The organism is Agarivorans sp. QJM3NY_29 (assembly GCF_050870835.2).
In the GTDB taxonomy this organism is placed as follows: domain Bacteria; phylum Pseudomonadota; class Gammaproteobacteria; order Enterobacterales; family Celerinatantimonadaceae; genus Agarivorans.
Map to the genome: position 1 here is coordinate 2056556 of NZ_CP194036.2, position 23759 is coordinate 2080314.

The 23759-nt window shown below is 42.4% G+C and carries 19 protein-coding genes and 1 tRNA gene; 12 read left to right on the forward strand and 8 right to left on the reverse strand.

Annotated elements, in window-relative coordinates; all coding sequences use genetic code 11:
* Positions 1 to 57: 57 nt before the first annotated feature.
* The 3 genes from ACRRS0_RS09490 to ACRRS0_RS09500 all read right to left on the reverse strand — a co-directional run bounded on the left by ACRRS0_RS09490 (position 58) and on the right by ACRRS0_RS09500 (position 4273).
* Positions 58 to 2556: a putative bifunctional diguanylate cyclase/phosphodiesterase gene (locus ACRRS0_RS09490; RefSeq protein ID WP_432453447.1), complete on the reverse strand. Its 2499-nt coding sequence runs from the start codon at positions 2554 to 2556 to the stop codon at positions 58 to 60.
* A gap of 78 nt (positions 2557 to 2634) precedes the next feature.
* Entirely contained in the window at positions 2635 to 3840 is a 1206-nt protein-coding gene (locus tag ACRRS0_RS09495) for a hypothetical protein (protein ID WP_432453446.1), read from the reverse strand.
* Positions 3809 to 4273, reverse strand: coding sequence for a hypothetical protein (locus tag ACRRS0_RS09500; protein ID WP_432453445.1), 465 nt, complete (start codon positions 4271 to 4273; stop codon positions 3809 to 3811). Before ACRRS0_RS09500 ends, ACRRS0_RS09495 begins: the two co-directional genes overlap by 32 nt.
* A gap of 404 nt (positions 4274 to 4677) precedes the next feature.
* Here ACRRS0_RS09500 and ACRRS0_RS09505 point away from each other — a divergent pair, with 404 nt between their 5' ends.
* From ACRRS0_RS09505 to ACRRS0_RS09530, 6 genes are all read left to right on the forward strand, one after another.
* The gene (locus ACRRS0_RS09505; RefSeq protein ID WP_432453444.1) at positions 4678 to 5421 is read left to right on the forward strand and encodes a YebC/PmpR family DNA-binding transcriptional regulator; all 744 of its coding nucleotides are present in this window, start codon (positions 4678 to 4680) and stop codon (positions 5419 to 5421) included.
* Between the two features lie 6 nt (positions 5422 to 5427).
* On the forward strand, positions 5428 to 5949 hold the full coding sequence (ruvC, locus tag ACRRS0_RS09510; RefSeq protein WP_432453443.1) for a crossover junction endodeoxyribonuclease RuvC: 522 nt from the start codon (positions 5428 to 5430) through the stop codon (positions 5947 to 5949).
* Between the two features lie 124 nt (positions 5950 to 6073).
* Positions 6074 to 8422, forward strand: a complete 2349-nt coding sequence (lon, locus tag ACRRS0_RS09515; RefSeq protein WP_432453442.1) for an endopeptidase La — start codon at positions 6074 to 6076, stop codon at positions 8420 to 8422.
* 212 nt (positions 8423 to 8634) lie between these two features.
* Positions 8635 to 8907 carry a nucleoid-associated protein HU-beta gene (gene hupB, locus ACRRS0_RS09520; protein WP_432453441.1) on the forward strand — a complete coding sequence of 91 codons (273 nt, stop codon included), beginning with the start codon at positions 8635 to 8637 and terminating at the stop codon, positions 8905 to 8907.
* Positions 8908 to 8995: 88 nt separating this feature from the next.
* Complete coding sequence (gene ppiD, locus ACRRS0_RS09525; protein ID WP_432453440.1) at positions 8996 to 10885, forward strand: peptidylprolyl isomerase; 1890 nt, start codon at positions 8996 to 8998, stop codon at positions 10883 to 10885.
* A gap of 66 nt (positions 10886 to 10951) precedes the next feature.
* Entirely contained in the window at positions 10952 to 11314 is a 363-nt protein-coding gene (locus ACRRS0_RS09530; RefSeq protein ID WP_432453439.1) for a hypothetical protein, read from the forward strand.
* A gap of 122 nt (positions 11315 to 11436) precedes the next feature.
* Here ACRRS0_RS09530 and fabV read toward each other — a convergent pair whose 3' ends face one another.
* The 4 genes from fabV to ACRRS0_RS09550 all read right to left on the reverse strand — a co-directional run bounded on the left by fabV (position 11437) and on the right by ACRRS0_RS09550 (position 15367).
* Entirely contained in the window at positions 11437 to 12642 is a 1206-nt protein-coding gene (gene fabV, locus ACRRS0_RS09535) for an enoyl-ACP reductase FabV (RefSeq protein ID WP_432453438.1), read from the reverse strand.
* Positions 12643 to 13141: 499 nt separating this feature from the next.
* Positions 13142 to 13218, reverse strand: a tRNA-Pro gene (locus ACRRS0_RS09540).
* Positions 13219 to 13305: 87 nt separating this feature from the next.
* Positions 13306 to 15120, reverse strand: a complete 1815-nt coding sequence (locus tag ACRRS0_RS09545; protein ID WP_432453437.1) for a DUF3413 domain-containing protein — start codon at positions 15118 to 15120, stop codon at positions 13306 to 13308.
* A gap of 28 nt (positions 15121 to 15148) precedes the next feature.
* The gene (locus ACRRS0_RS09550) at positions 15149 to 15367 is read right to left on the reverse strand and encodes a DUF1414 domain-containing protein (protein ID WP_432453436.1); all 219 of its coding nucleotides are present in this window, start codon (positions 15365 to 15367) and stop codon (positions 15149 to 15151) included.
* Positions 15368 to 15441: 74 nt separating this feature from the next.
* On the opposite strand from ACRRS0_RS09550, the gene yejK reads away from it, so the two are divergent.
* From yejK to ACRRS0_RS09575, 5 genes are all read left to right on the forward strand, one after another.
* Positions 15442 to 16446 (forward strand): nucleoid-associated protein YejK, encoded by a 1005-nt coding sequence (gene yejK / locus ACRRS0_RS09555; protein ID WP_432453435.1) that lies wholly within the window; start codon positions 15442 to 15444, stop codon positions 16444 to 16446.
* A 283-nt stretch (positions 16447 to 16729) separates the two neighbouring features.
* Positions 16730 to 17911 carry a maltose/maltodextrin ABC transporter substrate-binding protein MalE gene (gene malE / locus ACRRS0_RS09560; protein WP_432453434.1) on the forward strand — a complete coding sequence of 394 codons (1182 nt, stop codon included), beginning with the start codon at positions 16730 to 16732 and terminating at the stop codon, positions 17909 to 17911.
* 86 nt (positions 17912 to 17997) lie between these two features.
* Entirely contained in the window at positions 17998 to 19629 is a 1632-nt protein-coding gene (gene malF, locus ACRRS0_RS09565) for a maltose ABC transporter permease MalF (protein WP_432453433.1), read from the forward strand.
* A gap of 12 nt (positions 19630 to 19641) precedes the next feature.
* Positions 19642 to 20532: a maltose ABC transporter permease MalG gene (gene malG, locus ACRRS0_RS09570; RefSeq protein WP_432453432.1), complete on the forward strand. Its 891-nt coding sequence runs from the start codon at positions 19642 to 19644 to the stop codon at positions 20530 to 20532.
* Between the two features lie 89 nt (positions 20533 to 20621).
* Positions 20622 to 21758 (forward strand): ABC transporter ATP-binding protein, encoded by a 1137-nt coding sequence (locus tag ACRRS0_RS09575; RefSeq protein WP_432453431.1) that lies wholly within the window; start codon positions 20622 to 20624, stop codon positions 21756 to 21758.
* A 232-nt stretch (positions 21759 to 21990) separates the two neighbouring features.
* On the opposite strand, the gene ACRRS0_RS09580 is transcribed toward ACRRS0_RS09575, so the two are convergent.
* Positions 21991 to 22686 carry a PilZ domain-containing protein gene (locus ACRRS0_RS09580; protein WP_432453430.1) on the reverse strand — a complete coding sequence of 232 codons (696 nt, stop codon included), beginning with the start codon at positions 22684 to 22686 and terminating at the stop codon, positions 21991 to 21993.
* Between the two features lie 147 nt (positions 22687 to 22833).
* On the opposite strand from ACRRS0_RS09580, the gene ACRRS0_RS09585 reads away from it, so the two are divergent.
* Positions 22834 to 23715, forward strand: a complete 882-nt coding sequence (locus ACRRS0_RS09585) for a 6-carboxytetrahydropterin synthase (RefSeq protein WP_432453429.1) — start codon at positions 22834 to 22836, stop codon at positions 23713 to 23715.
* Positions 23716 to 23759 lie beyond the last annotated feature (44 nt).

The following is a 23759-nucleotide window of genomic DNA, read 5'->3' on the forward strand; positions in this document are numbered from 1 at the left end:
CGGTTTTATGTATCAACGGCGAGCTAAGCTCGTCGTTTTTTTGTCAGTATTTATTTTTCAGCTTTTGTTGATTGATGATGGTGATAGGTTTCTTTGCGGTGGGTCAGCTGGCTTCGGTAGTTCAATTACGGGGTAAAGCTTTATCAGTTTACCGTCTTTATCTAACAGGCCGCCTTTATCGCAGCAAGCTTGATAAAAGGCAAGGGCTGCCTCCTTGGTTTGCGGTCGACCAAATAAATAGCCTTGAACTTTGTCAAAACCATTCTTGATTAGCCAATTGGCATGCTCTATGGTTTCCACTCCTTCCACTAATATCTCGTAATTTAAGGTGTACATTAATTTACGCATACTGAGTACGATATTCTGAGTCGGTATGGAAGTGATCGCATTATGACCAAATTCTCGGTCGAATTTTATTTTGTCACAGGCTAGATTACTTAAATAACTGAGTGAGGTGAAGCCTTTACCAAAATCATCGAAGGCAACTCTAATGCCAGCGCCTCGAATCTCCTTGAGTTGATTTTTTACTTGGGGATAGTTTTGTACCGCGACACTCTCGGTAATTTCCAGTTCTAGTAAGTTATTTCCAGGACTAATGGTCCTATATTTACTAATTAGTTTTTGAGCAAAGAGTTTGTCTTCAAACTGGTGGCCGCTAATGTTAAAAGCAACGGTGAGGCCTTGGTAACCAAGAGCATTGAATTCTTCTAACAGTGCCAAAGATTTATCGATGACCCAATAGCCCAGAGGCAGGATGTGACGACCGGATTCGACAATATCTAAGAACTGGCCTGGGTTCATTAAACCTTGGGTCGGGTGATTCCAGCGAAGTAGCAATTCAAAACCAGTTATTTTCTGTTGTTGCATCGATACTTGAGGCTGCAAGAACAGTTCCAGTTCATTGTTACTCATTGCATTTTGAAATTGGTTTTCAATGGTGAACACCATGTCGTTGTTGCGTGCTAATTCGATATCAAAGTGAGTACAGCAATTGCGGCCCTTTCGTTTGGAAGAGTACATGGCTAGGTCAGCATATTTTACCAACAACTGTGGCTCATACTCGGCCTGTTTCGCAGTCGCGATCCCAATACTGAGGGTGACCCGCATCGACACTCCGGAAATTGTAATATCCCGAGATATTTCTCGCGCCAAGCTATAGGCGTAACCTAATACACTGTCTTTATCCTGTTGATTGACTAAGAGGGTGAATTCATCACCACCAAGGCGAAAGGTGTTGGAGGCAAATTGACTTAAACGTAAGATCCGTTTAGCGACTTGAATTAAAAGCAAATCGCCAAAGTCGTGGCCGAGTGTGTCGTTAATTGTTTTAAAGTTGTCGAGGTCTATATAGATGAGGCAGAGCTCTTCGTCTTTTTGTTCAGCGTTTTTTAGGGCCTTGGTTAAGTGTTGTAAGAAGGCACTGCGATTCGGTAATTCGGTCAATGGATCTTCCATTGCCATTTTTTCGAGCACTTTTGTATTCGCAGCAATGTTGGTTCGCATTTCAGTAAAGCTATTGGCTAGCTGAATAGAGATCGAATCTAAGGCATCAAACTCATCATTGAATAGGTGGATATGCTTTTGTGGCTGGTATCCCTTGCCTTCCAATATGCTCGGTAAGTGAGTGGTATGGTAACGTAAACTTTTGACGGGACGGCGCATCAGCAGTAAGCCTATGGAGATACTTAAAAGCATGGTAAACAGCAATAGCAGTGCGAGTTTATTGCGGAAGTCGGTGAGCTGAGAGACTTGCTCACTCCAATCTTTAAGTACCACTAGTTTTAGACTATTCGAAGCACTGTCTTGGATTGAGTAAAGTTTGCCGACAATGGTTTTGTCTTCAACCATAAAGGTTAAATCATCGTGGTTACGGTATTCTATTGCACTGTCAAACCATTTTTGACTCAGTACTTGAGTATTGGTTGCGAGTAGCACGCTTTTGTAGATCGGTCGGTCAACATCAACGATCGCCAATTCTATGTCATCGAGTTGAGTTACATTGATGAGTGCATCGGCCAATTCTAATTGAAATGCCAGAACCCCTAGTTCAGCACTGCGAGTTCGCACCGGGAGTGAAACCCAGAGAAAACATCGTTCTTCACATTCGAGTAATTTCATCGGTTTCGTGTGTATTGTGACCTGTTCGAGTAAGCTTTTAGGTGGCATTATTTCTGGCAAGCTACAAGAATAATTGTCGAGATCGTATACGGTGCAACCATTTACAATGGGAAGTAGCCACTGTAATTCAGGTAATTGTTGGCTTAAATAGTGATCCAACTGAACCATATTCTCAGCCTTGCTAAACAAGGTTTGGGTTTCAAAAATGTAGGTGATGCTGTCACTTAAGCGGTCAATTTGGTCTTTAAATTCCAATGCATAGTTATCAAGATAACTTTGTTTTAATTGAGTTTGTTGATGTTTGTTGTGCTCCATGGCTGTCAAGCCAAAGATAGAGACGACTACGCCAGCAGCTAATACCCATATCAAGGTTAGTTTCAGTCTTACACTGATATAGCGATTTTTAATATCAATTAATGGGAATTTACGGAGCTTCATTGACCATCCCGATGTTTATTATTTTTACTGCGTGGTAAAACAGTCGCCACTTTAATTTATTAAGCATAGAGTTAATTGTCAAAAACGATAACTAAGTTGTATCGCGAATAAGCGCCAATAACGTTCTGGGTTGTTGACTGCGTTTGAATTTAGATCGTTAACTGGGGGGATCATGGAGGTTCCCGTGAGCCAGTGGTGTTCTATTTTTAGTTGGAAATGCTGATGAAAATTCCAGCTAGCTCCGAGGGCTAAATCATCGATATCCCTTAGGTTAGGAGTGATATCCGCATCAACAAAATGGCTATTATCGTAGCGTGCAAACAGGCTCCATTGAGGAGTCAACATGTAAATACCTTGAAGATAATAGGTATTCATATCGATACTGCCGTCAAAATTAGACGCTAAGCCTTGGGCCATAGCATTTTTCCCTTTTGCATAGGTACCACCTCGACGTAGGCTGTATTCAGCCGTGAGTTCATATTTTTTTTGAGCATACTGTAAAGAGAGTATGTACTGGTCAAGGTCGATAAAAAAATCAAAGGGTGCATAAACTAATTCACCATTAGGAGGAATTGGGATGGCAAGGTTAATCGCATCGATAAGTTGAGTTTTTAAGCGTCGATAGTCGAAGGCCACGGACCAATTGGCATTAGGTTGGATGGATAAATGCAGTGATGTGTTCCAATCGGCGGTGAATTTACCTTCTTGACTTCGCCCAAAAAAACGTCGGCTAAAGCTTTCATCGAAGGCTTCTTTGCCAATTGATGCAGCAAAATTGTATTGTTGCCCAGAAGGGCTGAAATAATCGATATCCATACGGAGTCCATCTGCACGTAAGCTTTGTTCTTTAAAAACATGCGGATAAACAGAAAATGGCAAGATAATACTTGGTCGGGTAAACGGAACATCGCGAGTTGCACCGTAAATGCCATTGGCGAGCTTAAAGCGTCCTAACTTAAATGCCAGAGCCCAGTCTTCGCTGGTTTGTGGTTGATAGTTTAGGCTAAGGTAATCGATTGCAAGGCCTGTTTCAAACCAATCCCCACTCTCACGAGCAATCAATAAACCTGACAGCGACCAACGAGGATCGATGTACCAATAGCCATGTAAACCGGCCTCATATAGAGGGCCACTATCACCGGAATTATAGCCATAGTAATTATTTGCACTTACATCGATATAACTGGCAGAGATAAACCCCCCCCAGTATATTTTCGCTTGTGCGAAAGAAACAGGAAGTAAGGTTAGTAAGCTAGTCAAGATTAAAAGAATGAAGTTCTTCATTTTCCACCTCTTGGCTGGCATACCCAATGGCATTAGGATTTAGCTTAATCATATTTAACATGTCATGCTCGGTAGATACAACGATGGGGGCGATGGCGGTACCTGTATAAATTTGTCTCTCCCAGATACGGCTTAATTGATAAGGAAATAATTTAAGGGCATCTAAACAAAAGTCTTTGTGTAAGTCGCTGTTGTTTTCCATAACCACGACTTGAATAGCTCGTCCATTGGACCAATTTTTTTGACGTAAGGAGAAAATTGAACGAATGCTCTTAGGCGTCACTTCTGTTTGATGACTGGGATTACTCACAATCCAAGTTTGGGCATCAATGGCGAAGCTTAAACTGAATAAGCTACAGAACACCATTGTTCTTGTTGCTACCCATATATGTCTCATGAGCAGACTGATAAGTGGCCAACAAATTGCTGTCATAACCTTCCATGGAATACTATTGATAATTTATTCATCTATACAAATATAGGCTGATTTTATCAGCTCGTTAACTTTAGTGATAAATAGTTGTTTATGGCTCACAAATGAACAGTAGAACCGAGACTATCAAAGGTTATTTATCGATGGGTATCAAAAATAATAATAATAGAGTTACTATATTAACTATCTAGTCAGTATTTGACTTGGTGCAAGATGTAAAGTCAATGCTACGACTAGGATTAAGATCCATGTTATGTAAAGATTGCTTTGCTCTTGCAGCCTATTATCACCTTAATTATCAGTATGATAAGGCGCTTTAAGTTCGATGGAGAGGAAGATAATGCTAGGCTTGTCGCGTTTATCGAGTTTATCATTGCAATGTATATTACTTTATAGGGATAACGATGGCCGGTCATAGTAAATGGGCAAATATAAAACACCGCAAAGCTGCTCAAGATGCTAAACGCGGGAAAATTTTTACAAAATTTATTCGAGAACTTACGGTCGCAGCCAGAGAAGGGGGCTCCGATCCCGATGCGAACCCTCGATTAAGAGCCGCAATTGATAAAGCGCTATCTAATAATATGACTCGGGACACTGTGAATCGGGCGGTACAACGTGGAGCTGGTGAGCTTGATGGACAACAACTGGAAACGGTTATCTATGAAGGTTATGGGCCAGGAGGTACTGCGGTCCTAGTGGAAACGATGACCGATAATCGAAATCGTACTGTATCAAGTGTGAGACATGCTTTTAGTAAGAGTGGTGGGAACTTAGGTACTGACGGAAGTGTTGCATATTTATTCGAGAAAAAAGGTATTATTTGTTTTACGGCAGGCAGCGACGAAGAACGGATTATTGAGGTCGCGTTAGACAGTGGTGCGGAAGATATTCAGAGTCACGATGACGGAAGCATTGACGTAATCACTTCCCCCAATGAGTTTGGGACAGTGAAAGATGCGTTCGATGCGATTGGATTTATCGCAGAAAATGCCGAAGTGACAATGATCGCTTCTGTTCAAGCTGAATTAGATGCGACCACCGCGCCTAAACTATTACGTTTAATTGACATGTTAGAAGACGACGACGATGTTCAAGAGGTTTATCATAATGGGGATATTTCTGATGATGTTGCGGCACAGTTATAAGTTATTGTGAGTATAATTTTAGGCATCGATCCAGGCTCTCGGATTACGGGTTATGGTTTAGTTCAGCAAGTACATGGGAAAATAACTTACTTGGGCAGTGGTTGTATTCGTATTAAAGCGGAGGCATTACCATTACGATTAAAGCAAATTCATGCGGGTGTGAGCGAAATAATTGAACAATTCACTCCTGACGAGTTTGCGATTGAACAAGTATTTATGGCCAAAAATGCCGATTCGGCATTGAAGCTTGGTCAAGCGCGAGGGGCTGCAATTGTTGCAGCAGTTTCTCGTGACATCCCAGTATCGGAATACTCGGCTCGGCAAATCAAGCAAGCCGTAGTGGGTACTGGTGCGGCAGATAAATCACAGGTTCAACATATGGTAACCCAGCTATTAAGTTTGTCGGCTAGCCCTCAAGCCGATGCAGCAGATGCTTTGGCAGTCGCTTTGTGTCATTGTCATACTCGGCAAAGTTTAATTAGTATGGCTGGTAAAGTAACTGGTACTGTTCGGCGCCGTTTACGGTAAGTGATTGATTAAAAAAGCAGCGACCTGCAGTTTTTTTGTTAAAAATACTCCAGGTCGAATTGAAACACGAAAAATTGACCCAATATAGCTGATAGAGTCTATTAGCTAAGGTAAAGAGGACGACATGACCTTAGAGCGTTCAGAACGATTTGAAATTCCTGTATTGCCGCTACGTGATGTAGTGGTATATCCACACATGGTTATTCCACTATTTGTTGGTCGTGAAAAGTCTATTCGTTGCTTAGAAAGCGCGATGAACCAAGACAAACAAGTCTTATTAGTGGCGCAAAAAGATGCAAGTAATGATAATCCACAAGTGGAAGACTTATACACTGTAGGCACGGTGGCTAATATTCTGCAGCTCTTAAAACTGCCTGACGGCACTGTAAAAGTGTTGGTTGAAGGTAGTCAACGGGCTAAGTTAGAAGAAATTATTCAAGAAGACGAGTACTATGTGGCCTCTGCTGAGTATGTTGTCTCTGTGCTGCCTGATGAGAAAGAGCAAGAAGTTATGGTTCGTTCAGCGATTAGCCAATTTGAAGGTTACATCAAGCTGAACAAAAAAATTCCACCTGAAGTATTAACCTCAGTCTCTGGAATTGATGATGCTGCACGTCTAGCGGATACCATGGCTGCGCATATGCCGTTGAAGCTTGAAGATAAGCAATCAGTATTAGAGCTCTCTAGTATCCCCGAGCGACTCGAATATTTGATGGCCATGATGGAGTCAGAGATTGATTTGTTGCAGGTTGAGAAAAAAATTCGAGGCCGTGTTAAGAAGCAAATGGAAAAGAGCCAGCGCGAATATTATTTGAATGAGCAAATGAAGGCGATTCAAAAAGAGCTGGGTGAATCTGAAGATGGTCAAGATGAATTTGAACAGCTTTCTTTGCGGATTGACGAAGCTCGCATGCCCAAGGAAGCCAAAGAAAAAACTTTGGCCGAATTAAATAAGTTGAAAATGATGTCGCCCATGTCAGCTGAAGCGACCGTGGTGCGTGGTTATGTTGATTGGATGCTCAGTGTTCCTTGGGTAAAACGCTCCAAAGTTAAACGTGATTTAGCCAAAGCTGAGGAAGTACTGAATCAAGACCACTATGGTTTAGAAAAAGTTAAAGAGCGCATTTTGGAATACTTGGCGGTGCAAAGCCGAGTGAACAAATTGAAAGGACCCATTTTATGCTTAGTGGGGCCTCCTGGCGTAGGTAAGACCTCCTTAGGCCAATCGATTGCTAAGTCCACCGGGCGTAAGTACGTTCGTATGGCTTTAGGTGGCGTTCGCGATGAAGCCGAAATTCGTGGGCATCGTAGAACTTATATTGGTTCTATGCCGGGTAAGTTGATTCAAAAAATGTCGAAGGTTGCGGTGAAAAACCCACTTTTCTTGTTGGATGAAATCGACAAAATGGCCTCTGATATGCGTGGCGATCCTGCTTCTGCGCTACTCGAAGTTCTCGATCCGGAGCAAAACAATAGTTTTAACGATCACTATCTAGAAGTTGACTACGACCTTTCTGATGTCATGTTTGTGGCAACTTCAAACTCAATGAATATTCCGGGTCCTTTGCTCGATCGAATGGAAGTGATTCGGCTATCGGGTTATACCGAGGATGAAAAGCTTAATATTGCCAAACAGCACCTCATTAGTAAGCAAATTAAGCGCAATGGTTTGAAAGAGCATGAGATCGTCATTGACGATAGTGCCATTATTGGCATTATCCGTTATTACACCCGAGAAGCTGGGGTTCGTAACTTAGAACGCGAGATTTCTAAGTTATGCCGTAAAGCGGTAAAAGAAATTTTGTTGGATAAATCGATCAAGAAAGTCGAAATTAGCCAAAAGAATCTCAGTCAGTATTTAGGTGTGCAACGCTGCGATTATGGTAAAGCCGATGAGAATAACCGTGTGGGTATGGTCACAGGCCTTGCATGGACTGAAGTTGGTGGGGATCTACTTACCATCGAAACCGCCTCTGTTCCGGGTAAAGGCAAGTTAACTTATACCGGTTCCTTGGGTGACGTGATGCAGGAGTCAATTCAAGCTGCGATGACAGTGGTTCGTTCGAGAGCCGATAAATGGCGGATCAATAGTGATTTTTATGAGAAGCGCGATATCCATGTGCATGTTCCTGAAGGTGCAACTCCAAAGGATGGACCAAGTGCGGGTGTCGCAATGTGTACTGCTTTGGTGTCTAGTTTAACGGGAAATCCAGTGAAAGCCGAAGTTGCGATGACTGGCGAAATTACCTTACGCGGAGAAGTATTGCCGATTGGTGGTTTAAAAGAGAAACTGTTGGCAGCTCACCGTGGTGGAATTAAAACGGTGCTTATTCCAAAGGAAAATGAACGAGATCTGGAAGAAATACCACAAAATGTCATTGGAGACTTAAAAATCATCCCAGTGCGCTGGATTGAGCAGGTGTTAGAAGCTGCTTTAGAGCAAAATCCTGAAGCCTTTGAGGTAAAAGCTTGAGTCAATGCAAATAAACGCAATTCAATCGTAAAATAATTCTTGCCAGCCTTGTTTAAGGGCTATAGCCTAAGGCTGGCATATAAGCCGTTATGACAAATTAATAGTATATAAATTAACTAACTGTAGACTGACTAGCCTGGTTCTGAGCCGCAAATAATAGGGAACTTTTCCCGCGGTAAAATGAAAAGGAATAACAACAAGGGGAACCCATTGTGAATAAAGCTCAACTCGTAGACAAAATCGCTGAAGGTGCAGATATTTCTAAGGCCGCTGCCGGTCGTGCTCTTGATTCTTTTATCGAAGCTATTTCTGATTCGTTGAAAGAAGGCGATAATGTTGCCTTAGTAGGTTTTGGTACTTTTCAAGTGAAAGAACGTTCGGCTCGTACTGGCCGTAACCCACAAACCGGTGCAGAAATTCAAATTGCCGCTGCTAACGTACCTTCGTTTAAAGCCGGCAAAGCGTTGAAAGACGCAGTAAACTAATTGTCAGCTGTAGATTGATTTGCGGTCTGTCAAAGGCGCATCCTACGATGCGCTTTTTCATTATTTATGTGGTAAAGAGTAACTAAGCATGTTGGAAAAGCTCCGTGAAGGAAGCCAAGGTCCGGTAGCCAAGATCATCCTCGGTCTGGTCATTTTATCTTTTGCACTGGCTGGTGTTGGTAGTTATATTGCGAGTCCAAGCGAACAATTAGCAGCAACCGTGAATGGCGAATCAATTAGTCGTGCCGAATTTGATAAAGCCTATCAAAATGAACGGGCGCGATTAGAAAATCAATTTGGTGACGCCTTTAATCAATTAGCCGCTGACCCAAGCTATATGGCCCAATTTAGAAATAACGTGTTAGACCGTATGGTGTCAGAACGTTTACTTGATCAAGCCGCTGAACAGTATGGACTCAGAATCAGTGATGCACAGCTTAAGTCGCAAATTCTCAAAATGCCAGAGTTCCAAGTTGACGGGCGTTTTGATAATGACCGCTATTTAGCGGTACTTTCTCGAGCACATTTTCAGCCGAGTCAATTTCGCGATATGATGCGTAATGACTTGACTCGTCAACAGTTGCAAAACGCTTTATTAGGCAGTGAGTTTGCGTTACCGAGTGAAGCAGAGCTACTGGCGAAGTTAAATCAACAAACTCGTGATGTTCGCTATGTGACGATCCCAACTGCAAATTTCGTTGCGGCAGAGAAGCCTTCAAGCGAAGATTTAAAGGCTTATTATCAAGCACATAAAGATAGCTTCAAAACAGAAGAGTCGGTTGATGTTGAGTATATTTTAGTTGATGCTGATGAATTGGCTAAAACTATCGCAGTAAGTCCTGAGGAAATAGATCAATTCTATAAGGCAAATAGTCAAACTTATACTCAGCCAGAAAAGCGTAAAGTTGCCCATATTTTGGTTAATTTTGGTGACGACGAAACCGCTGCGCTAACAAAAGCAGAACAGTTATTAGCCAAACTCAATCAAGGTGAAGATTTTGCGGCCTTAGCTGCAGAGTCATCCGACGATAGCTTTAGTGGTGAAAAAGGCGGTGAGCTTGATTGGTTCGAAAGTGGAGTGATGGACCCAGCATTTGATGAGGCCGCCTTCGCGCTTGCACAGAAAGGCGATGTGAGTCCAATTGTTAAATCCGCTTTTGGTTACCATTTAATTAAGTTGCTTGATGTACAAACTGCACAAGTGAAGCCGCTCGACCAAGTGAGTGAGCAAATCAGCCAACAATTACGACATGAAAAGGCACAAACAGCGTTTTATGAACAAGCGCAAAAAGTGGCTGAGCTGTCTTTTGAAGTTCCTGATTCTTTAGTTGAAGTGGCTAGCGAGACAGGCCTTAAGCTTGAAACGGTTAAGGGTTTAAGTCGTACTAATGCAAATGCAGTTTTAGGGCAAGCGCAGGTGATAAGTAAGCTATTCGACCCAGAATTTATTGCTGAAGGTTTAAATAGTGATGTTATTCAACTGGCGGATAATAGCTCTGTAGTGGTTCGTGTTACTGGGCATTCGGCGGCGACCGTGAAACCTTTCGAAGTCGTTGAATCGCAAATTGCCAGTAATTTAACCCAAACTAGAGCGACTCAAGCAGCCCAAGCATATGCTGACAAGTTGATTGCTGCGCTAAAATCTGGTGAAGGCTTAGATGATTTGCTTTATCAGCAACACTTACAGTTTACGACTAAGAGTCAATTGACTCGGGATAGCCAAGAGTTAGAGCCGCAAGTTATTCGGCATTTATTTATGATGGCTAAGCCGTTAGCGCAGAAAGTTGCCGGGCGAATAAGCACAATGAATGGTGATCAGCTAGTATTACAGCTTACCGCTGTCAATGAGGTGGAAACCGTAGAAAGCACAGAGACTCAACGTTGGTTACAACAGCTGGCCAGCATTAAAACAGAAGCGAGTTACCAAACCTTGATTGACTTATTAAAGAGTAAAGCAGAGATTAAAACTTTGCTGTAAACCTTATGTTGAGTTAACAAGCGAATAGAAGGGCGGTTTCGCCCTTTTTATTTATCGGAGACGTTGGTGAAAAAATCCTTAGTATTAATTTCGGCTTTGGTGGTTATCGCCCTAGGGGTGTTAGCATTTTTGTATTTTTCTTATCCTGAGTTAGTTGGAGCAAAGCGAAGAGTGACGATTAATCCTTTAATCGGAACTTGGGAATCTGAGCAGGCATTTTATGGCAAGAAAGATCGCTTGGTATTTGATCAAATAGGACAGCTAAAGTCTGGGAGTCGGGTCGCCACTCAATACGAAATCAAAGGTGAACGCGTGATCGTCACTTCGGCAGACAAAGTGGTAGAGTATAAAATCGCAAAAGACGGTTTATATCTTGATGCTTATTTACCGAGAGCGGGTCGAGTGAGATATAACAAGGTGAATAAATAACATAAATTGAACTCGGGATAATCAATCGCTTGATGACGTTGGTATTACTCTTTCTATATTCCGAATTCTGTTTAAAGTTAAAGAATAAAGAGCCGCTCAATTGTTGGGCGGCTCTTTTGTCATTAGGCGACTTCAATCACGTTGAAAGGAACCAAGGTATTTACGTCTGCCTCATAGTCAATTCCGGCAATACCAAAACCAAATAGTTTCAAAAACTCGGCTTTATAGTAGTCGTAATCCGTATGTTGACGCAGGTTTTCGGTGGTGATTTGTGGCCATAAATCAACACAAGCTTGTTGAATATCTTCGGCTAACTCCCAATCATCAAGACGTAAGCGATTGCTCTCATCAAGCTCTGGAGCATTGCCGTCTGTACGATAGAGGCGTTGACTAAACATCCGATAGATTTGTTCCATACAGCCTTCATGAACGCCTTTTTGTTTCATGATCTTAAACACCATTGAGATGTAAAGTGGCATCACAGGGATCGCTGAGCTAGCTTGAGTCACGACACTCTTCAGTACTGCAACGTTGGCGCTGCCATCACGTGTGGCTAATTTTTCATTTAAAGATACGGCGGCACGATCTAAATCCATTTTGGCTTTACCCAAAGCGCCATCCCAGTAAATTGGCCAAGTTAATGCGGTGCCAATATAACTATAGGCAACGGTTTTACAGCCTTGGGCGAGTACGCCCGCTTCATCCAGCGCTTTAATCCAAAGCTCCCAGTCTTCGCCACCCATTACCGTGATTGTATCTGCGATCTCTTGTTCTGTCGCAGGCTCAACACTGGTTTCAATAATGGTATCTTTATTGGTATCTACGGCGGTTGCGCTGTAGGTTTCACCAATAGGTTTTAGGCTGGAGCGTATTAGTTCTCCGGTATCTGGGAGCTTCCTTACTGGAGACGCTAAGGAATAAACTACTAAGTCAATTTGTCCTAGATCTTGCTTAATCAAGTCAACAGCTGCCTGCTTGGCTTGATGTGAGAAGGCATCACCATTAATGCTTTTGGCATATAAACCAGCTTCGTGAGCTTTTTGATCGAAGGCCGCAGCATTATACCAACCAGCAGTTCCTGGTTTCTTTTCTGTTGCTGCTTTCTCAAAGAAAACACCAATGGTTGCGGCGCCATTGCCGAAGGCCGCTGCGATACGTGAAGATAAACCATAACCGCTGGATGACCCGACAACCAATACTCTTTTTGGCCCATTTTTTATTGGGCCTTGCTGTTTGGTGTAGTCAATTTGCTCTTGGACATTGGCAGCACAACCAAGCGGATGGGTGGTTGTACAAATAAAACCACGGATCTTAGGTTTGATAATCATATTCGTTCCTTAAAGTCACCCAAAGAGGGGGAAGTAGTTTGTTTCATCACTATTTTTTATGCGCCGATTTTAGCACGTTTGTTTATAAAGTGGCATGGCAGCGGGCTGATCAGAGCAGTTGCCTAAAATATTCTGAAGAAAGGTAGATTTGGTTTATTTAAGGTGCTCTTACTGATTATTACAATGCGTCACGCTGGCTTATTGAGTACCAATTACGCGCGTGTACTATCGTCTATTATTATGACATTTATGACTTTAAACTTTGGGTTGGTAGGTAATAGAATTTCTCAATTTATATACTTTGATTTTACTCATGGCTGCGGGTCGTTTTGCAGCTACGCATACAAAGATATGAGTGGTGGACTTATAGCCGCTATTGGTGAGTTCAAGCAAACTTAAAACGATGGCCGACGATTCATAGGCAAAGGAGTTAAACAGCCGAAGATAATTGCCTTTGAAAAGCGAAAGCCCGTCGCTGATTAGGCGACGGGCTTTAATGTGGTCGGTACGAGAGGATTTGAACCTCCGACCCCTGACACCCCATGACAGTGCGCTACCAAGCTGCGCTACGTACCGATTTGAGCTGTGAATTTACTTAGGTATCGGTCCGCTGTCAATACACGGCCTACTAATTTGTGTTCGATTGCTCAGTGAATAGGCAAATTAGGGCTGTGGCTGATAAAAACGTTTTAAATCGTTCAATACTTGTACCAACATCGGGACTGAAACAGAGGCATTACTGGGCTCTAGTTCCCGATTAAATACCCGATAACTTCCGGATTTATTAAACAAGGTAATTTGATTTTGCTGAACAACGGCTTGTTGTTCCTGGTTGCCAATTAATATCCAATCACGCTTGCGTTTTTTGAAGATATTTTGCCCACTGCTATAGCCATTTGGGTTTGAGTTTACGCCGAGCAAACCTTCTAATAGGGTGGGTGCTAGATCGTTATGACTGGTATCACCATGTTGTAGCGTTGGTGTTTGCTTGGGCCAAGATATAAATAACGGAACTTGCGTTTGATAGCGGCTAAAGTTGCTACCATTGCCCCAGTAGTTGCTGTTGTTATCGCCTAATTCGTTACCATAATCAGAGGTGAAGATGAGTATGGTTTTCTCTAGTTGGCCACTTTGGCTTAGTTGTTCATAAACTTTTGCAAGTTGTTGATCGAGCTGCTGGGCTGCTTGTTGATAGCCGCTACGTAATGAGTCGGGGGTGACGACTTGGATGGCGTCACCGTTACCATTATCAAACGCAGCAACGCCATTTAAATAAAGAAAGTTAAACCAAGGTAATTGGGAGAACTTGCTTTGCTGCCAGATTAACCATTTTTGAATCGCTTGTTTATCGCCTTTCGCCCCGCTTGGCCATTCGGTCATATCGAGGTTTTTAACACCGGCGAAGCTGGTTCCGGCGAGTTCAGGGTGGTTTACTCCACGGCTACTGAAGAGCTCGATTTGGTAGTTATGTGCTTGCAGTGCGGATATGAGTACTGGGCTTTGATGTTGCTTGATAATATTAGACCAATAACTGCTTGGGATGCCATAGAACAAGCTGAATAAGCCTTCTTGTGCTCGATTACCACCGCTATAGTGACTAAAAAACTGACTAGAACGTTTGGCCTGTTTCCAGCTGTTGGGCATTGTTTGTTGATTGAGGGCGTCCCAGCGTAGGCCTTCTACGACAATCAGCATCACATTGTAGTGTTGTGCCGTAGGTGCATATTTCAGTGAAGAAATAGGGTAGCGCAATCCGCCTAGCTTTGCTGTCTCGCGTTTATTGACTTGTTGGTAATATGCATCAACATCGAAAATCCCTTGTTCTTGTAAAAAACTACGAGCCGTGAGTGGGTAGAACAATGGGTAGTTGTTTTTTTGTTGAGTAATCGAGCGATAATCGGTTGCGTCTGCCCAAGCGTGCACCAGATGGGTAAGCAAAAAACAAATAAATAGTAATACTGCGATAGGTACGCCTAAATGGGCATGCTCTAAACGTCGTAAATATTTCCAACAGAGTCGGGCCAGCCATAACTCTAGCAAGAAGATGAACGGTACCGCGACAAATAGTAAGTTAAGGGTGTTTGCTTGGCTATTTTGCTCTTTATCGACTAAGAGTTCCAGTAAGACTGGATTAAGATGAAGATTAAAGGAGGCGAATACCTCGGTATCAACAATCAGTAGACTAACCCCTAAAGTGGCAAAGAGCGCGCCAACAAAACGAAGGGTTCGATTGCTGGGGAATACAAAACTGAGGGGGAATAGGGTCACCAAAAAAAGTACAAAGCCAATAAATGAAAATTGGCCCAACCAACTGATCAGTAAATAACTCTGGCCTAAAAATGTCTCTGGCGCTGCGGCCAACACCAAATAACGTAAGCCTACAATTAATGAAAGAATGATATTAGACAAACAAAACCAATGTCCCCAGCTGATTAACTGTGACACCTTGTCTCGGTACTGCTTTGAGTTATTTACCATTGATTGTTCTTAAGTCCTTCAGGGTAGCCTATGATTCACTGATTGAACTTTTCAGTGCTTTTGAGAAACCTTCGGCAAGAGTCTTCCTTTGCTCTGGAGCAACACGTTGATTAATCAGGCAAGTCGTTGCATTACCTAACACCATTAATGCTAAATCGGTGGTTACATTATGGTTGTTGACTACTTTGAGTACATCATTTAGTAATTGTTCCACTTGCTCTGTGGAATATTTTGAAACTATTGCCATTTCTTCTCTGCAAAATTAACGATAAAGACGCGTATAATACCCCACCTTGTCAGTAAACACTAACAGCAAAAACTATGAGTATTTCATTAAAACATCTTATTTTACATTCATTAGAATTGGCAGCCGACGGCCAAATCGCCTTACAGGCCCGCAGCGAAGAAATGCTGCATAGCGAGCAGGCGCTCAGTCTCATTGAGAGTTTACACTTGAACTTTAGTGGCCGTGCAGCCAAAGGCTTTGGCTACTACCCGCCAGAAAACACCAGTACCTTTAAAGAGAAGCTCGATCTGTTATTGAGTAGCGAGTTGGATTTTCATCGGTTTAGTGTTGATAGCGGCTCAGTACTGGTTGAAGAACTCAAAAAATATGAGTTTATAGAGCAGGGGGTTTTGTTACTGGCTCATTATGAACATGTCGCTGGCGAGTATTTATTAATTATGTTGCTCGAAAATAAAACTTCACCGGCGGTTGATGAAAGTCTAGAGCTGACCGCGAGTCGTTATTTGGAAACCAGTTCAATTCAATTAGCAGCCCGGATCGATATTACCGATATGCAGCGTAACGCTGAATCGAGACGTTATGTTTCTTATGTGAAAGGTCGGGCTGGGCGTAAAATTGCAGATTTTTTTGTTGAGTTTCTTGGTTGTGATGATGGTCTTGATGTGAAGTTGCAAAATACCGTATTGATGCAAGCGGTCGATGATTATTGCCAAGCGACGCAGTTAGATAAAGAAGAGAAACAAGCTTATAAAGCTGAAGTGAAAAGTTATTGTGAGCAGCAGCTTAAAGATGGTGAAGAAATCGTTGTGGGTGAACTTGCTAAGGCCTTACCGACCGACGATGAAAATGTCGATTTTTATCAGTTTGCGGCCGAAAACTATCCTTTGGAAGAGCAGTTTCCAGCAGACCGCAGCACTTTGAAAAAACTTGCTAAGTGTTTTGGTCAAGGGAAAGGCGTTTCTATTAGCTTCGAGCAAAAGCTGTTAGGAGAGCGGGTATTTTATGATGAGGCGAGCGATACTTTGACAATTGTTGGTATCCCGCCTAATTTGAGAGAACAACTTAAAAATAACAATTAAGTCAGTAGCTATGTTTGAAAAGGTTGTCAGTTTCATTGTTGTTGTAAAATTACCACATGCAAAGGTTTTCAAGTGCTAATGTAGTTAATTTTGTTGTTTTATTACCAACTTATTGAGATTGGATTGCCTTTAAGGCCCCGTCTTTCCTTGCTTTTTCGTTATGTAGTATAGTTTCAAAATTGCGAGCTGAGTCATGTGAGTTTCAGTTCTGTTGAGCTAGAATCAAGTTCAGCAAGTTACTCTTGCGACTACAATAATCATAACGACAGTTAAGGAAAGGCTAATGAAAAAGACAATTCTTGCATCTGCTATTGCGGTTGCTTCTTTGGGCATGGTATCGAATGCTTTTGCTGCAATTGAGGAAGGTCAGCTCACTATTTGGATTAATGGTGATAAAGGCTATAACGGCTTAGCAGAAGTAGGCAAACGCTTTGAAGCCGATACCGGCATTAAAGTGAGTGTTGCTCACCCAGACGACGCCCCTGGTAAATTTCAACAGGCTGCTTCAACTGGTTCAGGCCCAGATATCTTCTTATGGCCACATGACCGTTTCGGCGATTGGGTTGATGCCGGTTTATTAGCAGAACTGAAACCGAGCGCTGAGAAAAAAGCGGCTATAGAGGACTTTGCTTGGAATGCGGTCACGATTAATGGCAAAGTTTATGGTTACCCTATCTCGATTGAATCAATTGGTCTTATTTATAATAAAGATTTAGTACCGACTCCCCCAAAAACTTGGGAAGAAATTCCAGCCTTAGATGCTCAGCTACAAAAAGATGGTAAACACGCTATTTTATGGGATTACAACAACACTTATTTTTCATGGCCGATATTGGCAGCCAATGGTGGCTACATCTTCAAATTTGAGAATGGTGCTTACGACGTAAAAGATACCGGTGTAGCGAATGCTGGCGCGAAAATGGGCGCGAAAGTAATTAAAGACCTGATCGATGGCGGTCAAATGCCGAAGGGAGCTGATTACGGGGTGATGGATTCAGCCTTCAATAAAGGCGAAGTGGCGATGATGATTAATGGTCCCTGGGCTTGGGATAACCTCGATAAAAGTGGCATTAATTACGGTGTAACTTACATTCCAACGGTTAATGGACAAAAAGCTAAGCCAATGGTTGGTGTATTGGCTGGTGCAATTAACGCGGCCTCACCCAATGCTGATTTAGCGGTAGAGTTTTTAGAAAACTATTTGATAACCGATGAAGGTTTGAAAACGGTAAACGATGATGTGCCGTTAGGTGCTGTTGCTCTTAAATCATTTATGAAACAGTTAGCGGGTGATCCTCGTATTGCAGCGACCTTTGCGAATGCTGAGGATGGCGAGCCAATGCCTAATGTTGCGGCCATGGGTAAATTTTGGTCGGCGATGGCAACATCTCTCACCAACATTACCAGCGGTCGTCAGCCGATTGATAAAGCATTAGACGCCGCTGCGCGTCGTATAGCGAAATAATACGGTCATATTATTTCGATTAGGGGGAGGGGCTTGGTCTACCCTCCTCTTGTTAATTTCGGTCTAACTCAAAGGTTGTACATAAGATGGGTCATTCTGCGTCTCCAGGTTTTATGCAGGGCAAGTATGCTTGGCTAAAACTGCTACTGGTTTCAGCGATTGTGTTGCTCAACGGCTACGCAATTGTGCTGATGTATGCAGGTGGTGAGTATGCATTTGCATTGCTCACCCTTGTTGTTGTTTCTACTGGTGTGTATGTTTTTGTGAATAAAAAAATGTATGCACATCGCTATATTTTCCCCGGCATTGCCGGCATGGTTGTGTTTATTATTTTCCCTTTGGCCTATACCATTGGTATTGCGTTTACCAATTACAGCGGAACAAATTTGTTATCGTTGGAGCGGGTAGAACAATTACATACACAGAAAATATATATGGCGAAAGGTGGCTCGTTTGGCTTTCAATTGCATCGAGCTGAGGATGGGAAGTATATTCTTGCGCTGAAGCAAGATGAAGTGATGTTTATTACACGTCCCATTGACGCTATTTCTAATGCGGACATTAAGGCTAAAAAGCTTAGTTTGGAAACGTCACGACTTAAATTGAAAGTTGTTGATAGTTTGCCAAATTCTCCCGTAACCCCAATTAAGGACATTATTACTCATCGGCAGTTTTTAGGTAGTTTAATTCTTGTGACTCCGAATGGTGATGAGTTAGTGATGAATGGCTTGCGTAAATTTTCTGCGATGAAGCCTTTATACTCTCGTTTACAAGACGGCGTGGTACTGAAAGATAGTGGTGTTATTCTGCCTGGCCCTTCGATCTTACGGAATAACCAGACGGGTCAACTGATGTTGCCGAATATGGAGACTGGTTATTTTCAGTATATTGATGGTGATGGTGAGTTCGTTGGTGAGCGTTTAGCCCCTGGTTTTACTGTGAAAGTGGGTTGGAAGAATTTTGATCGAGTGATGACCGATAAGGGGATTAAAGAACCTTTTATTGAGATCTTTATTTGGACGGTTATTTTTGCGGCCGCTTCCGTTGCCTTCACTCTTGCGATCGGTATGGTTCTCGCCTGCCTCATTCAATGGGAAGAGCTCAAAGGTCGAGCGATTTATCGCGTGGTGCTCATTCTGCCTTATGCTATCCCTGCATTTATCTCTATCTTGGTGTTTAAAGGTTTATTTAATCAAAACTTTGGGGAAATAAACGGCATTTTGGAATCTTTGTTTGGCATCAAGCCGGATTGGTTCACCGATCCCCTTATGGCCAAGTCGATGATTCTGATCGTGAATACCTGGCTAGGCTACCCATACATGATGATCTTATGTTTAGGGATGCTTAAGTCTATTCCTGAAGATCTTTATGAAGCCTCTGCAATGGATGGTGCAGGCCCTATCAGTAATTTTTTAAATATTACTGTGCCGCTGCTGATGAAACCATTGACGCCTTTGTTAGTCGCTTCATTTGCCTTTAACTTTAATAACTTCGTGTTGATTCAGTTACTCACCAATGGTGGGCCCGATATTATCGGTGCCTCAACCCCAGCGGGTACCACCGATTTACTTGTAAGTTATACCTACCGCATTGCCTTCCAAGGCGATGGTGGACAAGACTATGGACTTGCCAGTGCGATTGCTACCCTGATCTTCTTGGTGGTTGGCGCGTTAGCCTTAGTCAATTTGAAATTAACAAAAGCTGATAAAACGGCATAAGGAGGAGTTGTTATGGCAATGGTTCAAGCTAAGTCTTTGAAGTATAGAAAACTAGCAACTCACGTTAGCTTATGTTTATTTCTATGTTTAATAATTTTTCCATTATTGATGGTCATCACTATTTCTTTCCGTACTGGTAACTTTGCTGTTGGAGAGTTGATTCCGTCAAATCCCACGCTCGATCACTGGCGTTTGGCTTTAGGTATTTCGGTGTTGAATCCGGATGGTTCAACCACGCCACCACCATTTCCGGTACTGATTTGGTTATGGAACTCGATTAAAGTTGCGGGCATTTCAGCATTACTGATTGTAGCCCTATCGACGACCAGTGCTTATGCCTTTGCGCGGATGCGCTTTAAAGGCAAGGCAACCATTTTAAATGGGATGTTGATCTTTCAAATGTTCCCCTCGGTATTGGCCTTGGTCGCGATTTATGCCTTGTTCAATAAGATTGGTGAGTATGTTCCATGGTTAGGTTTAAATACTCACGGTGGTTTGATATTGGCTTATCTTGGGGGGATTGCACTACACGTCTGGACGATTAAAGGTTACTTCGAAACCATCGACCCGGCCTTAGAGGAATCTGCAGCAATTGATGGCGCAACACCTTGGCAGGCATTTAGGTTGGTCTTGTTGCCGCTGTCTGTGCCAATTTTAGCGGTCGTGTTTATCCTTGCATTTATCGGTGTGATTACCGAAGTGCCTATGGCTTCTGTATTGATGCAAGATGTCGATAAGCTCACCCTTGCTGTTGGTGCTCAGCAATACTTATACCCGCAAAACTACTTATGGGGTGATTTCGCCGCAGCGGCAGTATTGTCAGGTTTCCCTATTACCTTGGTATTCCTCATGGCGCAACGATGGTTGGTTGGAGGTTTAACTGCGGGTGGTGTGAAAGGTTAAATTATTTGGGCGTAGTTGCAGGTGTAACGACGCAATACAAAATCGATTGATGAATAAAGCAAAGCGCTTTATTCAGTTTGGAGCTGATAATGGCTGATGTAATTTTAAACAATGTACGTAAAAACTATGATCCGAGTATTCACCAAGACACTTTGCGTGACATTAACTTAGATATCAAAGATGGTGAGTTTGTGGTGTTTGTGGGTCCGTCAGGTTGTGGCAAATCAACTTTATTACGAATGATTGCCGGACTTGAAGATATCACTAGCGGCGAGTTAAAGATTGGCGGCAACTATATGAACGACGTACCGCCAGTAGAACGTAATGTTGGTATGGTGTTCCAGTCTTATGCTTTATACCCACATATGGATTTACGTGAGAATATGTCTTTCGGTCTGAAATTGAAGAAAGTCGATAAGGCGATTATTGAAAAACGTGTCTCTAATGCCTCAGATATCTTGGGCTTAGACCCTTTACTTGACCGTAAACCTAAAGAATTAAGTGGTGGTCAACGCCAACGTGTTGCTATTGGTCGTTGTATTGTCCAACAGCCAGGAGTGTTCCTATTTGATGAGCCTTTGTCAAACTTAGATGCAGCGCTTCGAGTGAAAATGCGCATCGAGATAGCGAAGTTACACAAAGAACTTCAATCTACCATTATTTACGTGACTCATGATCAAGTGGAAGCGATGACGTTAGCGGATAAGATTGTGGTCCTTAGCCCTCTAGAGCCAAATGCGTCCAGTAATTTGGAGCAATATGGTTCGCCATTAGAGCTATATCATAATCCGACCAATAAATTTGTTGCTGGCTTTATTGGTTCACCTAAAATGAATTTTATCGAAGGTAAGCTGATTGAAGTCGGTGAGCAAGAAAGCAAAATAAAATTGGTGACAGGTGACATCATTAGTGCTGCAATTGACACCACCCGAGCTAAAATGGGCGATACGGTTGAGTTAGGTTGTCGTCCCGAGCACTTGGTAGAAGATACCCATGCTCATGCAGAGAACTTCATTACAGGTACGGTTGTAGTTGCCGAGCATTTAGGTTCCGAGTCTTACGTTTATATGGACGTGAAAGGCTTTGATTTCACCTTTAAAGCACGTAGCGAATTTCCATCTAACAATGGTGATGATCTTCGTGTTGGCTTGCCAACTAAAGCATGTTACTTGTTTGATAGTAAAGGCAATGCGTTCCCACGTACTGCTAAGTACAACAAAGACTAGAAGTTGACCAGTAATAGCAAAGCGGCCCTTCGGTCGCTTTTTTTATAAGCGTTTAATTTATAGTCAATCTAACTCATTATCTGTTGATTCTTGCGGGCCTAAATCATCGCTAACTGGCTTACGTATTTTGTAATTAGAGCCACGAGTTACTGCACTTCATGCCTCGTTATCGGCAGGTTTATTCTGCGCAACAAGTTGATCATATCATTAATCAGATTGCTATTATTTGGCTTTATGGGTTGGTTTTATTCTCGCGTTGCATCATTTCCAGTAATGCCATTTGAACAAAATTTTTCTTTTCGGCGTTCTTGGCGTTAAAGGTTAAGCCATAGTGCAGACGTTCAGGTGTTCTTTGCTCTAAGTGTTGATTACAAATACTCGCATCAATACTGATGCTTGGATTATTATCGAGGTTTAGTTGTAATTTAAAAGGCAATGAACTCAAAGGTAATGGGATTGGCTCACAAACAAAACCGCCTCCATTAAGTGATAAATCTTTTAGGACCCCATGAAACGACGTCTGTGCTTGGTGCTGACAAAGTAGTGTGCTAGCTAAGGCAATGGGCATGCGGCTATGCTGACGCAAACTTATTTTTTGGATCCGACGAGGGTAATCCACCACCAACCATCGGCCAACACTACTCATCAGTTTTGATATATTGCCTCGATAAGCAAAAATGGTCGCGTTAGGATCGCCTTGATTAACTAGGCGAATCACAATCGACTGACCTTCTCGAATTTTCTCTTTAGCGGCTTCCCACTGTTGATCTATTCCCCTCGAAAGGATCAAACACATACCAGGTTCAATTCCGATTAAACGACTACGTAAACGCAAGGGTTTTGTGGCCGTCGGAATTTGTAAATGGACCTCGGTTTGACAGGGCAGGGCATTGAATTCAGCTAATAAATCTGGGGAAATCGGTTCCACGGCTGGTTCTGTATATTTTGATAATCTTATAACAATATCATATAAATCGTGTTTGTGTTTTAGTGCTGATGAGAAATGTGTAACAAACGGACTATTAGCGCAGCTTACGGTTATAATTAGCGACCTTGGTTAATATGGAAAGTTCTGATGAAATTGTTTGTAAAAGATTTGACCGTAATCGACTCCACCTACCTGTGCCCAGACCGTGGTTTAGTGGGAGAAAGTTGGTTAGTAGACATAGAATTAGCTGGCGCTTTGAATGATATGGATATGTTGTTAGATTTTGGCCAAGTGAAGAAACTAATCAAGCAACTCATTGATCAGGAAGTCGATCATAAGTTGTTAGTGCCTCAGCGGTCACCTTTATGCAAAACCGAAACCCTTAATGGTTATACTCATATTGATTTTGCGCGGCCAAATGGTGGAAGCATCCAGCTGCGTTGTCCTACTCAAGCGTTTGCGTTTATTGACACTCTAGAAGTGACCAACGATGCTTTGACTACTTATGTACAGCGGATCATTTTACAAAAGCTACCTTCGAATATTCAAGATTTAAAAGTTAAATTACGCCATGAAGCGATCGATGGACCTTATTATCATTATTCTCATGGCTTAAAAAAGCATGACGGTAATTGTCAACGGATCGCTCATGGGCACCGTTCGACTCTCGAAATTATGGTTGACGGTGAGCAAGATTTGGACTTAGCAACAAGTTGGGCGATGAAGTGGCGAAATATATATTTGGCGAGCAAAGCTGACCAAATTGAGCCAAGCAATATAAGCTTTTATCAGGCTCAAAATTGGCAAAAGCACTATGCTTTTGCATATCAATCTCCACAGGGTTTTTTTGAGTTGGTATTACCCCAACATGAGACTGATATTCTTCCCTGCGAGACAACTGTTGAGAACTTGGCCGCTTATATTGCAAGTACTTTGTCTGCCGCGATGCCAGAACATTCAATTGAAGTAATTGCTTATGAAGGAGTTGGGAAAGGCGCTATTTCAGAGGTTCATGGTTCGTCATGGTAAATAAAAAGCGCCTGTTGATAGGCGCTTTGAGTGTCATAGAGCGG

What these genes read in the sequence shown, in the direction of transcription:
- ACRRS0_RS09490 (WP_432453447.1), bottom strand. Translation starts at nt 2,556, where the DNA reads ATGAAGCTCCGTAAATTCCCATTAATTGATATTAAAAATCGCTATATC.
- ACRRS0_RS09495 (WP_432453446.1), bottom strand. Translation starts at nt 3,840, where the DNA reads ATGAAGAACTTCATTCTTTTAATCTTGACTAGCTTACTAACCTTACTT.
- ACRRS0_RS09500 (WP_432453445.1), bottom strand. Translation starts at nt 4,273, where the DNA reads ATGACAGCAATTTGTTGGCCACTTATCAGTCTGCTCATGAGACATATA.
- ACRRS0_RS09505 (WP_432453444.1), top strand. Translation starts at nt 4,678, where the DNA reads ATGGCCGGTCATAGTAAATGGGCAAATATAAAACACCGCAAAGCTGCT.
- lon (WP_432453442.1), top strand. Translation starts at nt 6,074, where the DNA reads ATGACCTTAGAGCGTTCAGAACGATTTGAAATTCCTGTATTGCCGCTA.
- ppiD (WP_432453440.1), top strand. Translation starts at nt 8,996, where the DNA reads ATGTTGGAAAAGCTCCGTGAAGGAAGCCAAGGTCCGGTAGCCAAGATC.
- fabV (WP_432453438.1), bottom strand. Translation starts at nt 12,642, where the DNA reads ATGATTATCAAACCTAAGATCCGTGGTTTTATTTGTACAACCACCCAT.
- ACRRS0_RS09545 (WP_432453437.1), bottom strand. Translation starts at nt 15,120, where the DNA reads ATGGTAAATAACTCAAAGCAGTACCGAGACAAGGTGTCACAGTTAATC.
- ACRRS0_RS09550 (WP_432453436.1), bottom strand. Translation starts at nt 15,367, where the DNA reads ATGGCAATAGTTTCAAAATATTCCACAGAGCAAGTGGAACAATTACTA.
- yejK (WP_432453435.1), top strand. Translation starts at nt 15,442, where the DNA reads ATGAGTATTTCATTAAAACATCTTATTTTACATTCATTAGAATTGGCA.
- malE (WP_432453434.1), top strand. Translation starts at nt 16,730, where the DNA reads ATGAAAAAGACAATTCTTGCATCTGCTATTGCGGTTGCTTCTTTGGGC.
- malF (WP_432453433.1), top strand. Translation starts at nt 17,998, where the DNA reads ATGGGTCATTCTGCGTCTCCAGGTTTTATGCAGGGCAAGTATGCTTGG.
- malG (WP_432453432.1), top strand. Translation starts at nt 19,642, where the DNA reads ATGGCAATGGTTCAAGCTAAGTCTTTGAAGTATAGAAAACTAGCAACT.
- ACRRS0_RS09575 (WP_432453431.1), top strand. Translation starts at nt 20,622, where the DNA reads ATGGCTGATGTAATTTTAAACAATGTACGTAAAAACTATGATCCGAGT.
- ACRRS0_RS09585 (WP_432453429.1), top strand. Translation starts at nt 22,834, where the DNA reads ATGAAATTGTTTGTAAAAGATTTGACCGTAATCGACTCCACCTACCTG.